The sequence below is a fragment of the Microbacterium trichothecenolyticum genome, from assembly GCF_030818955.1.
In the GTDB taxonomy this organism is placed as follows: Bacteria; Actinomycetota; Actinomycetes; order Actinomycetales; family Microbacteriaceae; genus Microbacterium; species Microbacterium trichothecenolyticum_B.
On sequence record NZ_JAUTBF010000001.1, the window covers coordinates 2,800,205 to 2,814,663 of the forward strand.

General features: G+C 69.9%; 16 protein-coding genes. 13 read left to right on the plus strand and 3 right to left on the minus strand.

Annotated features, from left to right (window positions below; genetic code table 11):
* The first annotated feature begins 85 nt into the window (after window positions 1-85).
* From QE412_RS13250 to rpsN, 11 genes are all read left to right on the plus strand, one after another.
* Window positions 86-1,084: a metal ABC transporter substrate-binding protein gene (locus tag QE412_RS13250; RefSeq protein ID WP_307484578.1), complete on the plus strand. Its 999-nt coding sequence runs from the start codon at window positions 86-88 to the stop codon at window positions 1,082-1,084.
* A complete protein-coding gene (locus QE412_RS13255; RefSeq protein WP_307484582.1) occupies window positions 1,081-1,896 on the plus strand; it encodes a metal ABC transporter ATP-binding protein in 816 nt (271 codons plus the stop codon). The genes QE412_RS13250 and QE412_RS13255 overlap by 4 nt, the downstream gene beginning before the upstream one ends.
* Window positions 1,893-2,753 (plus strand): metal ABC transporter permease, encoded by an 861-nt coding sequence (locus QE412_RS13260; protein WP_307484585.1) that lies wholly within the window; start codon window positions 1,893-1,895, stop codon window positions 2,751-2,753. Before QE412_RS13255 ends, QE412_RS13260 begins: the two co-directional genes overlap by 4 nt.
* Window positions 2,754-2,796: 43 nt before the next feature.
* Window positions 2,797-3,210 (plus strand): Fur family transcriptional regulator, encoded by a 414-nt coding sequence (locus tag QE412_RS13265; protein WP_307484588.1) that lies wholly within the window; start codon window positions 2,797-2,799, stop codon window positions 3,208-3,210.
* A complete protein-coding gene (locus QE412_RS13270; RefSeq protein WP_307484590.1) occupies window positions 3,191-4,228 on the plus strand; it encodes a permease in 1,038 nt (345 codons plus the stop codon). Before QE412_RS13265 ends, QE412_RS13270 begins: the two co-directional genes overlap by 20 nt.
* Window positions 4,221-5,078, plus strand: a complete 858-nt coding sequence (locus QE412_RS13275) for a TIGR03943 family putative permease subunit (RefSeq protein ID WP_307484593.1) — start codon at window positions 4,221-4,223, stop codon at window positions 5,076-5,078. The genes QE412_RS13270 and QE412_RS13275 overlap by 8 nt, the downstream gene beginning before the upstream one ends.
* Complete coding sequence (locus tag QE412_RS13280) at window positions 5,068-6,495, plus strand: hypothetical protein (protein ID WP_307484596.1); 1,428 nt, start codon at window positions 5,068-5,070, stop codon at window positions 6,493-6,495. The genes QE412_RS13275 and QE412_RS13280 overlap by 11 nt, the downstream gene beginning before the upstream one ends.
* Entirely contained in the window at window positions 6,492-7,193 is a 702-nt protein-coding gene (locus QE412_RS13285) for a DNA-3-methyladenine glycosylase (RefSeq protein ID WP_307484600.1), read from the plus strand. Before QE412_RS13280 ends, QE412_RS13285 begins: the two co-directional genes overlap by 4 nt.
* A 142-nt stretch (window positions 7,194-7,335) precedes the next feature.
* Window positions 7,336-7,572 carry a 50S ribosomal protein L28 gene (rpmB, locus tag QE412_RS13290; protein WP_055832508.1) on the plus strand — a complete coding sequence of 79 codons (237 nt, stop codon included), beginning with the start codon at window positions 7,336-7,338 and terminating at the stop codon, window positions 7,570-7,572.
* A complete protein-coding gene (rpmG, locus tag QE412_RS13295; protein ID WP_013584775.1) occupies window positions 7,572-7,742 on the plus strand; it encodes a 50S ribosomal protein L33 in 171 nt (56 codons plus the stop codon). The genes rpmB and rpmG overlap by 1 nt, the downstream gene beginning before the upstream one ends.
* A gap of 4 nt (window positions 7,743-7,746) precedes the next feature.
* Window positions 7,747-8,052 carry a 30S ribosomal protein S14 gene (rpsN, locus tag QE412_RS13300; RefSeq protein ID WP_022878196.1) on the plus strand — a complete coding sequence of 102 codons (306 nt, stop codon included), beginning with the start codon at window positions 7,747-7,749 and terminating at the stop codon, window positions 8,050-8,052.
* 73 nt (window positions 8,053-8,125) lie between these two features.
* Here the strand turns inward: rpsN and QE412_RS13305 are convergent, their stop codons facing one another.
* Entirely contained in the window at window positions 8,126-9,580 is a 1,455-nt protein-coding gene (locus QE412_RS13305) for a helix-turn-helix transcriptional regulator (protein WP_307484603.1), read from the minus strand.
* 437 nt (window positions 9,581-10,017) lie between these two features.
* Here QE412_RS13305 and QE412_RS13310 point away from each other — a divergent pair, with 437 nt between their 5' ends.
* Together QE412_RS13310 and QE412_RS13315 are read left to right on the plus strand one after the other, a co-directional pair.
* Entirely contained in the window at window positions 10,018-10,305 is a 288-nt protein-coding gene (locus QE412_RS13310; protein ID WP_013584778.1) for an HU family DNA-binding protein, read from the plus strand.
* Between the two features lie 77 nt (window positions 10,306-10,382).
* Window positions 10,383-12,368: a cytochrome c oxidase assembly protein gene (locus QE412_RS13315; RefSeq protein ID WP_307484606.1), complete on the plus strand. Its 1,986-nt coding sequence runs from the start codon at window positions 10,383-10,385 to the stop codon at window positions 12,366-12,368.
* Between the two features lie 6 nt (window positions 12,369-12,374).
* Here QE412_RS13315 and QE412_RS13320 read toward each other — a convergent pair whose 3' ends face one another.
* A complete protein-coding gene (locus tag QE412_RS13320; RefSeq protein ID WP_307484609.1) occupies window positions 12,375-13,223 on the minus strand; it encodes a hypothetical protein in 849 nt (282 codons plus the stop codon).
* A gap of 282 nt (window positions 13,224-13,505) precedes the next feature.
* Window positions 13,506-14,384: an NAD(P)/FAD-dependent oxidoreductase gene (locus QE412_RS13325; RefSeq protein WP_307484612.1), complete on the minus strand. Its 879-nt coding sequence runs from the start codon at window positions 14,382-14,384 to the stop codon at window positions 13,506-13,508.
* Between the last annotated feature and the right edge of the window lie 75 nt (window positions 14,385-14,459).

Genomic DNA, 14,459 nt, shown 5'->3' on the forward strand with positions numbered 1-14,459 from the left:
CCGCGCATCTCGCGAGTCCCCGGGACGGTCGTGTGCGGTCTTCCGTGATTTTGAGAACGATTATCACGGGCGGTACCGTGGCATCATGACCCGACGCCTTCTCGCCCCCGTCGTCCTCGGAGCCGCCTCCGTCCTCGCTCTCGCCGGTTGCGCCGGCGGCAGCCCCGCCGCGAGCGGCTCGGCCTCCCCCACCAGCAAGGTCAATGTGGTGGCCTCCACCGATGTGTACGGCTCGATCGCCGAGGCCATCGGTGGCGACTTCGTCGACGTGACCTCGATCATCACCTCGCCCACGCAGGACCCCCACGAGTACGAGGCCAGCGCGCAGGATCAGCTCACCCTGAAGAACGCGGGCCTGGTCATCGAGAACGGTGCCGGCTACGACGCCTTCATGGAGGGCCTCGTGCAGGCCAGCGGCACGAGCGCGCCGGTCATCGTCGCCGCCGAGTACAACCACGACTACCCCGGCGCCGCATCGCACGACGCCACGGCCAGCCCCGCGCCCAGCGAGAGCGCCGACGACCACGACCACGCCGACGACGGGCACGACCACATCGAAGGCTTCAACGAGCACGTCTGGTACGACCCGCACACGATCGAAGACCTCACCGCGGCCATCGCGAAGGAGCTCGGTGAGCTGGCGCCCGACCACGCCTCCGACTTCGAGGCGAACGCCGACGCCTTCACCAAGCAGATCGGCGGTCTCGAGGACTCCCTCGAGCAGATCAAGGCGAAGGATGCCGGCGCGAAGATCTTCGTGACCGAGCCGGTGCCGCTGTACCTCACCGCCGCGGCCGGCCTCGCCAACGCGACCCCGAACGAGTTCAGCGAGTCGGTCGAAGAGGGACAGGACGTGCCGCCCGCGACCCTGCTCGAGTCGCTCCAGCTGCTCGACTCGGGCGAGATCAAGGTCGTGATCGTCAACCCGCAGACCGGTGGCGCCGAGGTCACCCAGATCGAGAACGAGGCCAAGGCCAAGAACATCCCGGTGATCGAGTTCACCGAAACGCTCCCCGACGGCCAGACTTACCTTTCGTGGATGCAGAGCAACATCGCGGCACTGTCCAGCGCTCTGGCGGCGTGAGCACCGCTGCACCGCTGCGCATCCGCGGCGCCGCCCTCGAACGGGGCGGCCGGGAGCTGTGGGCCGGGCTCGACCTCGAGGTCGAGCCCGGCGAGCTCGTCGCGGTGCTCGGTCCCAGCGGATCGGGCAAAACCACCCTGCTGCGCGCGATCCTCGGCCTCGAGCGGCTCAGCGCGGGGTCGGTCGAGGCGCTCGGTTCCCCCGTGCGCCGGGCGGGCAACCGCCACATCGGCTACATCCCCCAGCAGCGCCCGCTGCCGCGCGAAACCCCGCTGCGCGGCCGCGACATCGTCGGCCTCGGCGTCGACGGTCACCGCCTCGGCCTGCCGCTGTCGCGCAAGAAAGATCGCGCGCGCATCGATGAGCTGCTCGCGGCCGTCGGTGCCTCCGACTTCGGCGACCGTCCCGTCGGGCTGCTGTCCGGTGGTGAGCAGCAGCGCCTGCGCGTGGGGCAGGCCCTCGCCGACGACCCGGCCCTGCTCCTGTGCGACGAGCCCCTCACGAGCCTCGACCTGGCGAACCAGCAGGCGGTGGTCCGTCTCATCGACCGTCATCGTCGCGAGCGCAACGCCGCCGTGCTGCTGGTCACCCACGACATCAACCCCGTGCTCTCGCGCGTGGACCGCATCCTCTACATCGCGCACGGGCGGTTCACGCTCGGGCGACCCGACGAGGTACTCACCACCGAGACGCTCACTGCTCTGTACGGCGCACCCGTGTACGTCGTGCGGGCCGGCGGTCAGCTGATCGTCGTGGGCGCTCCCGACGCCGACGAGTCGCACCACCACCATCACGACGAGGACGACGCATGAACTGGTCCGATGTCGGCGACGCCCTCTTCGGGGGCGTGAGCCAGTACGGCGCCATCCTCGAGCTCGTGCAGAACTCGGTCTACGCCGGTGCCGTCCTGGGTCTGGTGGGCGGCCTGATCGGCGTGTTCGTGATGCAGCGCGACATGGCCTTCGCGGTGCACGGCATCAGCGAGCTGTCGTTCGCCGGTGCCGCGGTCGCGCTGCTGATCGGCGTCGACGTGGTGACGGGCTCGATCGTGGGCTCGCTCATCGCCGCAGCCCTCATCGGCCTGCTCGGTGCGCGCGCCCGCGACCGCAACTCGATCATCGGGGTGCTCATGCCGTTCGGCCTGGGCGTCGGCATCCTGTGCCTGTCGCTGTACAACGGCCGTAGCGTCACCCGTTTCAGCCTGTTGACCGGCCAGATCGTGTCGGTGCAGAGCGAGCAGCTGGGCTGGCTGGTCGTGATCGGCGTCGCCGTGCTCGTCGCCCTGCTGCTGATCTGGCGTCCGCTGCGTTTCGACTCGCTCGACCCGCAGTCGGCGGCCGCGCGAGGGGTGCCCACGACCGCGGTGTCACTGGCGTTCATGCTGCTGCTCGGACTCATCGTGGCGGTGGCGGTGCACATCATCGGGGCGCTGCTGGTCATGGCGTTGCTCGTGACACCGGCGGCGGCCGCGATGCGCGTGGCATCCGGGCCCCTGTCCGTGCCGCTGCTGGCGGCGACGTTCGGCTTCGTCTCTGCTGTCGGCGGCGTGCTGCTGTCTGTCGCCGGAACGCTGCCGGTGAGCCCCTACATCACCACGATCTCGTTCGCGATCTACCTCGCGTGCCGCCTCATCGGAGCCCGGCGCGACCGCACGACCCGCGCGTTGTAGCACGCCCAGCCGATTCACCGATCCCGTCGGTAGAATCTCGGGCATGGTCCAGCGCAACACGTGGCAGCGAGAACGCGTGCGCGAAGCCCTGTCCGGTGCGGGCGGCTTCGTCAGTGCGCAGGCGCTGCACGCCACGCTGCGCGACGAGAACACCGGAATCGGCCTGGCGACCGTGTATCGCACGCTCGCGGGCCTGGCCGCCAAGGGCGACGCCGACTCGCTGCAGAGCCCCGACGGTGAGAATCTCTTCCGCGCCTGCGAGACGCGAGGGCACCACCACCATCTGATCTGCCGTTCCTGCGGAGTGGCCGTCGAGATCGCCGCCACCGACGTCGAGGAATGGGCGCAGCGCACGGCCGCCCAGCACGGTTTCTCCGAAGCCGAGCATGTGGTCGACATCTTCGGTATCTGCACCGATTGTGCTCGCGCGCGCGCCCGTGAGCGTGGCGACGAGTAGTCGCATCGCGGCGTCGTCGACGCCCTCGCGCACCGGCGCACCTCGCACCCTCGTCGCGCTCGGCCTGGGTGCCGTGGTGGTGACGGTGCTGTTCCTCATCGACGCGTACGCACCCACGTTCTTCGCCGCCCCCTTGCCCACGCGGGCGCAAGACGGGCTGACGCTCGCTCTCAGCGTGCTCATCGAGTCACTGCCCTTCGTCGTCCTCGGCGTGCTGCTGTCGATCATCGTGCAGGTGTGGGTGCCGCCGGGCGCCATCGAACGGTGGATGCCGCGGGCTCCCTGGGCGCGCCGGGCGGTGCTGTCGCTGCTGGGCATGTTCATCCCGGTCTGCGAGTGCGGCAACGTCCCCTTCGCGCGGGGTCTGCTCATGCGCGGCTTCGGAGTCTCCGACACTCTGACGTTCCTCGTGGCGGCGCCGATCGTCAACCCGATCGTCATCATCTCCACGCACGCCGCGTTCGGCTTCAGCGACGGCATCCTGGTCGCCCGTCTCATCGGCGGGTACCTCGTCGCCAACCTCATCGGGTGGCTCTACAGCCGGCATCCTGATCCCGACAAGCTCCTGACCGAGCGCTTCCTCGAGACGTGCGAGATCGTCGTGCAGGAGCGCGGCGACCGCGGGCGCCGCTCGCTCGCACAGTTCATCGTCGAGCTGCGCTCGGTCATGCCCGCGCTCGTCATCGGCTCGCTGCTGGCGGGGGCGGTTCAGGTGCTGATCCCGCGAAGCGCCCTGCTGGCCATCGGCTCCGACCCGGCCCTCTCGGTCGCGGCGATGATGCTGCTGGCCGTCGTGGTGTCGCTGTGTTCGAACGTCGACGCCTTCTTCGCGCTGTCATTCGCCTCGACCTTCACACCTGGATCGATCGTCGCCTTCCTCGTCGTGGGTCCGATCGTCGACCTCAAGATGATCGCGTTGCTGCGCACGACCTTCAGCACCCGCGTCCTCGTCGGCATGACGGTGGTCGTCGTGCTGTTCGCCTTCGCGCTCGGAACGGTGGTGAACCTCCTTGTCTAGATCGGGCGCCCTCGCCACGCGTTGGCTCGGTGTCGGCCTCACCGCGTGTCTGTCGATCACGACGATCACGCTGTGGGTCACCGGTCGCATGGCGCTGTACATCAACCCCGACTCGGCGTGGTTCGCCGTGGGGATGTCGTTCGTCGCCCTGATCGGCGCCATCGCCTCGTTCGCCCTGCCGCTGGGGGCCGAGGCCGATCATGGCCACGACCACGAGCACGGCCATGCCCCCGCGGCCGCCTCGGCCCGCCGCGAGGCCTTCGCGCACGCCGACCATGCGCACTCCGACCCCGCCGACGACCACGACCACGCCGCGCACGACCACCTCGCCGCGCGCCCGCGTCTGACGCCCGCGGGAATCGCCGCCTTCACGGGTGGCCTGCTCGCCTCGGGCACGGTGATCGCGGTGCTGCTCACCCCCGCGGCCTCGCTCTCGACCGAGCTCGCCGTCTCGCGCGACGTGGGGGCGCCGCCGCTGTTCGCGGGGTCCGATGTCGTCACCCTGGCCGCCTCGGGCGATACCTCGAAATTCGGCGTCGGCGACTGGTCGGCGGTGTTCGCCCACGCCACCAACCCTGAGACGTTCGACGGCAAGCCGGTCACGCTCACCGGTTTCATCACCGCGGGCGCCGACGGGGCGAGCTTCGACCTCACGCGCCTGGTGATCACGCACTGCGTCATCGACGCGCAGACGGCCCGCCTGCCGATCGCCGCGCCCGGCACCGCGCCGGCCACGGGGCAATGGGTCACGGTCACGGGCACGGTGCGCTCCAGTGGCGACGGCAAGCTCGAGGTGCACGCCGACCAGGTCGCGGCGATCGACGAGCCGGCGGACCCCTATGAGTACTGAGACCCGGCGCGGCGGCGGGGAGACCCGCCGCGTCCGCGCCCGCCGTCGACGTGGGCGCGGCTTCCTGCTGGCGTTCGGGGCCGTGCTGCTCGCGCTGGTGCTCGTGGGCGGCGTCGGCGGTGTCGTCGCGGTTGCGCAGGGGCCCCGCGTCACCGACGTGCAGGTCGACCCGCAGGCGGCCGTCGCGGCATCCGGCTCGCGGGTCATTCTGACCACGACGCAGTCGCTGCAGACGGTCGACCCGTCGCAGGTGTCTGTCGACCCCGCGACGCCGTTCACCGTCGACACCTCCGGTCGCAGCGTCGGCGTGCGTTTCACCCTGCCGCTTCGCGACGACACCGATTACCGCATCACGATCGACGGTGTCAGCGGCCTCGGGGCGGGGCCCGCCGCGACGCTCACCGAGACCTTCCGGACGCCGCCGTTGCAGGCCTACCTGATGCAGCGGGGCACGCCCGAGGGCGACACGATCTTCCGCACCGATCTGCAGGGCCAGGCGGGGCTGCCCGTCTTCGTGCACGAGCACATCGAAGACTTCCGCGCGACGGCGAACCACCTCGTCATCTCGGTGCGCGACGGCGATACGGCGCGCGTCATCGTGACCGACCCCGACGGCAAGAACCCGCACGACATCCCCCTCCCCGGTCCCGGGTTCGTGACGAATCTCCAGTCGGCCGACCGCGGCGAACGCATCGGCTTCACCTTCTCGGACGCCGACCTCAGCGCCGCCGGAGGACGCGAGAGCCGACTCTTCACCGCCTCGGCCGCCGACGACTCGGCCCCCGTCGAGGTGGGTCTGAACGGCGGCGACGTCCGTATCGCCGACTGGCGGTTCGTTCCCGACACCGACAGCATGCTCGTGCTCACCTTCGACTCGCGGCTCCTGCTCACCGACGCGCAGGGTGGCAATGCCGCGCCGTTGGGCAATGCGGTGTCGATCGACGGCATCGCCCGCGGATCGTCGGTGGCGATCGTGGAGCGGGCCGACGGCATCCGGGAGATCAATCTCACGGACGGGTCGGAGCAGTCGCTCGTGCAGCCGGTCGATCCACCGGGCCTGCCCGGGCGGGCGACCCCGGTCCCGGGCACGGGTGCGGGCACCATTCGCTCGTTCGCCGACATCAGCGCCGACGGCGTCTCACGCTCCACCACGGTCGCCCACGTCGACACGTCGGGTGCCGTGCGACCGATCCTCAGCGTGCCGGGATCCGACACGGTGCTGCAGACCTGCGTCTCGCCGAGCGGCCGCTACGCCGCGGTCCTCGTGGCGCCCCGCGCCGTCGACAACCCGTTCGACCGGTACCAGCTGCCGCTGCCCGAGCGGCTGCTCACCCATCTGATCGAGGTCGACACGGGGCAGGAACTGGCCGCGCTGCAGGGCTTCGACCTGTCGTGGTGCCAGGTCCCGCCGCAATGACCCGATCCGCGACGCGGGACGACCTGTCGGCGCTGCCCGTCGAGGTCGCGCCGTCGCTGCTGGGCGCGCTGCTCGAGACGGTGGTGCAGGGCGAGCGCGTGGTCGTGCGGCTCACCGAGGTCGAGGCGTACCACGGGCGGGGCACGGGAGCCCTGCCCGACCCGGGCTCGCACGCCCGCATGGGACCGACCGCGCGCAACGCCACCATGTGGGGCGAACCCGGACACCTCTACGTGTACCTGAGCCACGGCATCCACTCGTGCGTCAACGTCGTGTGCGGGCCCGACGGCGTGGCCGGCGGTGTGCTGCTGCGTGCGGGCGAGGTCGTGGAGGGCGCCGATGTCGCCGAGCGGCGTCGGCTCGAGCGCCGCGGGGCCGTGCGATCGCCCCGCGACCTGGCGCGAGGGCCGGGTCGGCTCGGCGACGCCGTGGGTCTGCGGCATCCCGTGCACGACGGCATCGATGCGGTGACCGGCGCGGAGCGCGCCGGTGCGCGAGCGCACCTGCTGCTACCGACGGAACCTCCCGCCCGCATCGCCTCCGGGCCGCGGGTCGGCGTCGCGGGGCTGGCGGGAACGGACGCTTTCCCGTGGCGCTTCTGGATCGAGGGGGATACCACGGTGTCGGCGTTCCGCTGGGGGCGCGGAGCCGCGGAGGCGGCCGCTCGTCAAGGCGACACGCCGTCCGTGCTAGACTGACTCCTTGACTGCGCGCACTCCAGCGCTCAGCTCGTACCCCTCCTTCTGGCACCGGCTTCGCGCTGCGTTCGGGCGGGGGGTGTGCAGACAAGGGATCTTGGGTGGCACCGTCCGGTGTCACGGTACAGAAGGAGACATCACCATGGCAGCAGTGTGCCAGGTGACTGGAGCGGTTCCCGGCTTCGGTCACAACATCTCGCACTCGCACCGCCGGACGAAGCGCCGCTTCGACCCGAACGTGCAGAAGAAGACCTACTTCGTTCCGTCGCTGGGTCGCAACATCAAGCTCAACGTCTCGGCGAAGGGCATCAAGGTCATCGACGCTCGCGGCATCGAGTCCGTCGTCCGTGACCTGCAGGCGAAGGGCGTGAAGCTGTAATGGCGAAGAAGGCTCAGGACGTTCGTCCGATCATCAAGCTGCGCTCGACCGCCGGCACGGGGTACACCTACGTGACGCGCAAGAACCGCCGCAACAACCCCGACCGCATCGTGCTCAAGAAGTACGACCCTGTGGTCCGCAAGCACGTCGACTTCCGAGAGGAGCGCTAAGCACATGGCCAAGAAGAGCAAGATCGCGCGCAACGAGCAGCGCAAGGTCGTCGTCGAGCGCTACGCCGCGAAGCGCGCCGAGCTGAAGAAGACCCTGGTCGACCCCAACGCGACTGACGAGGCCCGCGAGGCCGCCCGCGTGGGTCTGCAGAAGCTCCCCCGCAACGCCTCTCCCGCGCGCGTGCGCAGCCGCGACGTCATCGACGGCCGTCCCCGTGGCGTCCTCACGAAGTTCGGCGTCTCGCGCGTCCGCTTCCGTGACATGGCCCACCGTGGCGAGCTGCCCGGTGTGACCAAGTCGTCCTGGTAAGCACCAGACACCCGTACGAAGGGCGGGGGTTCCGTGAGGAGCTCCCGCCCTTCGGCGTTCTCGCCCCGCTTCGTCACTCCAGCAGGGGGCGCAGGGCCTCGACGGCTTCGGAACGTCCGCTGACGCCGAGCTTGAGGTAGATGGAGCGCACCTGGCTCTTGATCGTGTTCGGCGACACTCCCCGCTCGCGCGCGATGTCGGCCAGGCTCAGCGGGCTCAGGAGCGCATCTGCCAGTGCGCGTTCGGTCGGGGTGAAGCCGGGCAGTTCGACGGCCGTGGGGGTGAGCGCCACCGGAGCGCCCACCCTGTCGAGGGCGGCGTAGATGAAATTGGCGGTCGTGGTGAGTTCGGGGTGCGCCCTGACGGCCTTCTCGACCAGGTTCGCGCACTCCTGCGGCGGGAGCATGATGAACGGCGTCATCGAGTTGCCCGTGCGAGCGATCAGCAGCAGCGCCGATTCCATGCTCTGATGAGCGCGGCGCTCGTAGCCGAGACGATCGAAGGCAATGGCCCGCTGCAGCAGCACGGGCGTCAACGTGCGGAGGCAGTGATCGGCCTCGGAGGCCACGCACCCCTCCGTCTCGGCGAGGAGGTCGCGTTCTCGACCGAGCAGCAGCAGGCTCGCCGAGCGTTGCATCGAGAAACAGATCCCGTGTCCTTCGGGGTTCTGCGACGTGGTCAGGCTGAGCAGCGCTTCGGTGTACTGCCCCTGAGCGATCAGCATGTCGGATCGGATGCACGCGAGGAAGTCGCGAATCATCCGCTGACTGGTGTGACGTTGGCTCCCGTGCAGCAGCTGCCAGCTCCCGGCGATGCCATCGGCGTACTCGCCGCGGATCAGCTGACACATGACCGCGATCGCGCGTGCCGAGTAGTCGAGGTAGGGGTCGTCGGGGTCGAGAGCGGCGAGCTCTTCGGCGACGCGCGTCAGGCGATCGTGATCCATGCGCGCCGACGACACGAGCGAGTCGGCCAGGAGCAGCAGGTAGGACGGGCCGATGGCGTCTCGCCAGTCGTAGGCGTGTGAGAGTTCCGAAGCGCTCGCCATGCCGGCCGCGGCCGACTCGTACTCGCCGTTCAAGGCGTGACCCATGGCTCCGACGGCCAGCGCGTAGAACCGCAACTCGTCAGAGTCGGCGAACAAGAGGGCCTCGTCGCCGAAGCGTGCCCCGACCTGCGGCCATCCGAGGGCGCACGCGTACTCGCCGACGCTGGAGTACAGGAGCGAGCGCGTCGCCATCGAGATGGTCGCCGGGCGGGTGAGTCGCGCGGCATCGAAGTAGCGCGAGATCAGAGCGGAACCGAGACCGAGCGCGTCGCGTCGCGCGCGGGCGGCGAAGAGGGCGGCCAGGGCTCGCGCACTCTCGTCGGTCCAGGCGCGCGGGGGATCGAACGGCTCCGTCTCGGCGAGCAGCACGAGATGCCGTCGATCGGGGTTGCCGTGGCCCGGCACCAGCCGCGTCGCCGTCACGATGGATGCGGCGCGGAGGAGCGACCGTGCTTCGACGGACGATTGCGACGTCGGCATTCGTACCCCCTCCCAGGCTCATCGTGAGACGTTCCCTTCGAGGCCACGATCTCGCCACTTCTTCGTGCATCGTACTTCTCGCCGTCCTACATAAAGACGGGTGAACGCCGGAGCGGGGAAAGCGCGCAGGTGGTTCACAGTCAGTGTCACCCGCAACCCCGTGGCGATTCACCCCATCCTGCGTCTCTCGGCACCCGAGCCTCCTTCCACGCGCTCGGCGCGGCGCGAGCTGCACCACCGTGGCGTTCGCCCCTTCCGCCCCGCGAATCGTCCGTTCGCCGCGACACGCCGGGTGGAAAGGAGTGAAATCCGTCAAAATCCGCGTAATTCCGCGGTGCGGTTGATACTGTCGAGGCGGTCTCCCGACCACCGAGGAGGAATCCTCCTCGTCCGAGTAACGAGAGGCGGCGCTCGCCGCCGCCTGGAGGACACACCACATGGCCGACAAGTCCATCACCAAGACCGAGCTCGTCGCGAGCATCGCCAGCGCGACCGGCCAGAGCCAGTCCGCCGTGTCGGGCGTGCTCGACTCCCTCTTCTCCACCGTCTCCGAGGCGGTCGCCAAGGGCAGCAAGGTTTCGATCCCCGGTTGGATCGCCTTCGAGCAGGTCGCCACGTCGGCTCGCACGGGCCGTAACCCCCAGACCGGCGAGGAGATCTCCATCCCCGCCGGCAAGCGCGTCAAGGTCACCGCGGGCTCGAAGCTGAAGGCCGCCGTCAAGTAAGACGACCTCGAATGATCGAAGGGGGGATGCCATCGGCATCCCCCCTTCGCCGTCCTGACGCGACGTAGTCTGGATGGGTGAATCCCCGACTGCTCCGCGTCGCGGGACCCGTCATCCTGGTCGCGGTCTCGCTGATCGCCGTCGTCGTGGGCCTCGCGTACGGCGGCGGCGCCGCCGAGGTGCAGCTCGCCGACCCCGGCCCCGTCGTGCGCTGGGGCCTGCCGATCGCGACGCTGATCGTCAACCTCTCGGCGGCGACGATGGTCGGCTCCCTCGTGCTCGCACTGTTCGCCCTTCCCGCCGGCGAGCGCCCGTTCGAGATCGCGCTCGACACCGCCTCCATCGGTGCGGCGGTCTTCACCCTCTCGGCCGCGACGACCGGGTACATGACGTTCCTCAACGTCCTCAACGCCAAGCCCACGCTCGACGCCGTGTTCGGTCAGCAGCTCGGACGCTTCCTCGTCGAGAGCTCCGTGGGCCCGGCCTGGCTCATCACCACGATCGCCGGTGCCGTGCTCACCGTACTCACGTTCGCGGTGCGTTCGTGGATCCCGACCCTGATCGTGGCGATCCTCGCCCTCGCGGCGCTCATCCCGATGGGCACGCAGGGTCACGCCGGCGACGAAGCCAGCCACAACGCAGCGGTGACCTCGCTCGTGCTGCACATCATCGCGGCCGCGGTGTGGCTCGGAGGTCTCGTCCTGCTGGTCGTCCTGCGACCGGCGATGTCGCGCGCTCAGCTGCAGACGGTGCTGCTGCGGTACTCGTCGATCGCGCTCGTGGCCTTCATCGTGGTGGCGGTATCGGGAACGGTGCGCGCATCGATCGGTCTGCTCGGCCTGCAGAACCTCTGGTCCGCCTATGGCACCCTCGTGCTGGTCAAGGCGGCGGCCTTGGTCGCCATGGGCGTCCTGGGCGCCTGGTACCGGCGGCGACTCATCTCGCGGATGTCCGACGAACCCGGCTCGCGACGGTTCTGGGGCGTCATCACGCTCGAGCTGGTCTTCATGGGGGTGGCGAGCGGGGCCGCCGCCGCGCTCGCCCGCACGCCGCCACCGGTCGAGGCGCCCCTCGTCGGTTTGACGCCGGCCGAGGTTCTCACCGGTGCGCCGCTGCCGCCCGAGCTGACCGTCGGCCGATGGTTCACCGCCTGGGACGTCGACCTCTTGTGGACGCTCATCGTCGCGTTCGCGCTCTTCTTCTATCTCGCCGGCGTCTGGCGCCTCCGGCGCCGCGGCGACGCGTGGCCGATCCACCGCACGGTGCTGTGGACCCTGGGACTGCTGGGGGTGTTCTGGGTCACCTCGGGGCCGATCAACGTCTACCAGGACTACCTCTTCAGCATGCACATGATCGGGCACATGCTGCTGTCGATGGCCATCCCGTTGCTGCTGGTCACCGGCGCGCCGGTGACGCTCGCGGCGCGCGCCATCCGCAAGCGCGAGGACGGCACGCGCGGGGGACGCGAGTGGATCCTCTGGGCCGTGCACAATCCGATCGCGAAGGTTCTCACCAACCCCTACGTCGCGGCCGGGCTGTTCATCGGATCGCTGTGGGCGTTCTACTACACCGACCTGTTCCGCTGGTCGCTGTACGACCACGTCGGTCACATCTGGATGGTCGCCCACTTCCTCATCACGGGGTATCTCTTCGTGTTGAGCCTGGTCGGCATCGATCCCGTTCCATATCGGTTGCCCTACCCGATGCGCCTGCTCGTGCTCATCGCGATCATGGCGATGCACGCTTTCTTCGGCATCGCGATCATGATGAACTCCGGCCTGATGGTCGCCGAGTGGTTCGGGGCCATGGGGCGCACCTGGGGGGCCACGCCCCTGCAGGACCAGTACGTCGGCGGGGGCGTGGCGTGGTCGGTGGGGGAGATTCCCACACTCATCCTGGCGATCACCGTGGCGATCCAGTGGAGCCGGAGCGACGAGCGGCAGCAGAAGCGTCGCGATCGACACGTGGACCGCGTCGGTGACCTCGAGCTCGACGCGTACAACGAGGAACTGGCCCGTCTGGCTGCCCGCGACGCCCGCCTCGCCGCGCGCGGTCGGGGCTGAGCGCCTTCAGTCGGTCTCGCCGCCGACGAGGATCGAGGCCGTGCCGTCGGGCTGGACCGTGATCTCACCGTCGACGCGGAAGGCGACGTCTTCGTCGACGGTGCGAACGCTGCCGTCGAAGATCGAGCGGATGTCGACGCGGATGTGTGCGACGGCCTTCGCCGAGGGGATACGCCAGCCGGTGCCGTCGGGCACGACGGTGACGACCGGCTGCTCCACGATCGACCAATCGGGTTCGCCGTCGATGCGGTTGCGTACGGTGAAGCCGAAGGGGCATCCGGTCGGCTGGAGCACCTTCTGCTCCGCACACGCCGACAGGAAGTCGTTCACGCGCTGCTGCACCACCGAGATGAAGTCCTCGGTCGGCTCGGCCTGAACGTTGACCGGGACACCGGCGAGCGGCGCATCGGCGAGCACCGCGACCCCCGGGGTCGCCGAGATCGCGGTGTTCACGGCGACCGAGTACATGCCGGGCGAGAACACCAGCAGGGGGAGCGCGGCGGAGGGGTCGGCGTCGGCGCGGTCGACCGACACCTGGCGCTTGTCGACTTCGAACCCGTTGACCGAGAAGCGCATTGAGCCCCGCACCGACAGGTCCATGACGGCGAGCGGGCTGCGGGCGAAGCGCCAGCGGGGCAGCAGGCCGGCCCACCCGTCGCGCTGCACCGACAGCGTGGTCGTGCCCGCGTAGCCGCCGGCCGTGAACGAGACGGTGAGACGTGTGACATCGCCGTCGACCGACTCGTCGACGATCTCGAGGTCTTGCAGTGGGGCGAGAGCGTCGGATCGCAGCAGGGCCTCGGAGGCGGTCGTCGGGAGTCCCGCGGCCTGGAGGTCGGCGGAGTCGATGGCCACGCCGGGAACCGCGAGCGCTTCCGGCCGCGCGGCGATCGTGCAACAGCTCGAGGTAGTGCATCACGAAGGCGCGGGGACTGTAGAACTCCCGGTACAGCGATGCCGCCCCGGCACCGATCGCGGCCAGCAGCAGCACGCCTATGAGGATGACCGCGGGAATCTCGAGCCGCCCGCGAGAGCGCGCACCGGTGACGCCCCTGGGCGTCGCGGGGCCCCCGCCAGCGTTGTCCACCCCTCCAGTCTAGGAAAGGAGCCTGCACAGACGCCGCGTGCCGTCGCGTCTCACTCGGCGACGAGCGCCTGAACGATCGCCACCGCGGCGAGCTGGCCGGCGGCGATCGCCGCAGCGAGCGAGAACATTGGCCCGGGCAGGTGCTCGGGGTGGGCGTGGTCGCCGACCGCATAGACGCCGGGTGCGCTGGTGCGTCCGAACGCGTCGGTGCGGACGGCACCGCTCTCGCCACGGGCAAGGTCGAGCTGCTCGGCGAACGGGGCGCTCGCATGCCAGGTCGGTGCGATGAAGGCGCCCGCGACCTCGAGCGGCCCGCCCTCGGTCAGGGTGAGCCGCAGTCCGTCGGGCGTGCGGTCGACGCGCTGCACGCGCGCCGGGTCGACGACGTGCACCTCGGATGCCACCGGTTCGAGCATCCGGGAGAGGACGGCCGCGTGCGGTGTGGCGTTGACCACCGCGACCGCACGGTCCGCGAACTCGTGACCGTGGCAGAAGGGGCAGTTGGCGACGCGATCGCCCCAGTTCTCGGTGAGGCCCGGGATGGGCGGCAGGTCGTCGATGACCCCCGTCGCGAGGATCACCGCGCGAGTCGGCAGGTGCTCGTCGTCGACGACCACCGACAGCACATCGTCGCGGCGGACGACCGCCTCGGCGGCGGCATCCCGGATCTCGACGGTCTCGTAGGTGCCGATCTCGGCACGACCCCGTCGGCGGATCTCGGCGGGGTCGCGACCGTCGTTGGTCAGCAGATTGTGGGCGTGCCGCACGGTGCCGTTGCGGTAGGCGCCCGAGTCCAGCAGCAGGGTGTGCCGGTGCATGCGCCCCAGTGTGAGGGCGGCCTGGAGGCCGGCGGGGCCCCCTCCGACGATGATCGCGTCGTACACGACGAGCTCCTTCCGGTTGCGTTCGGATCCATCGTGTGACTTCATGTCGACATGAAGTCAAGAGGCCCGATGCAGACTCAGGCGGTTCGGCCGTCGGGCCGCCTACGACCGGGGAGGCCG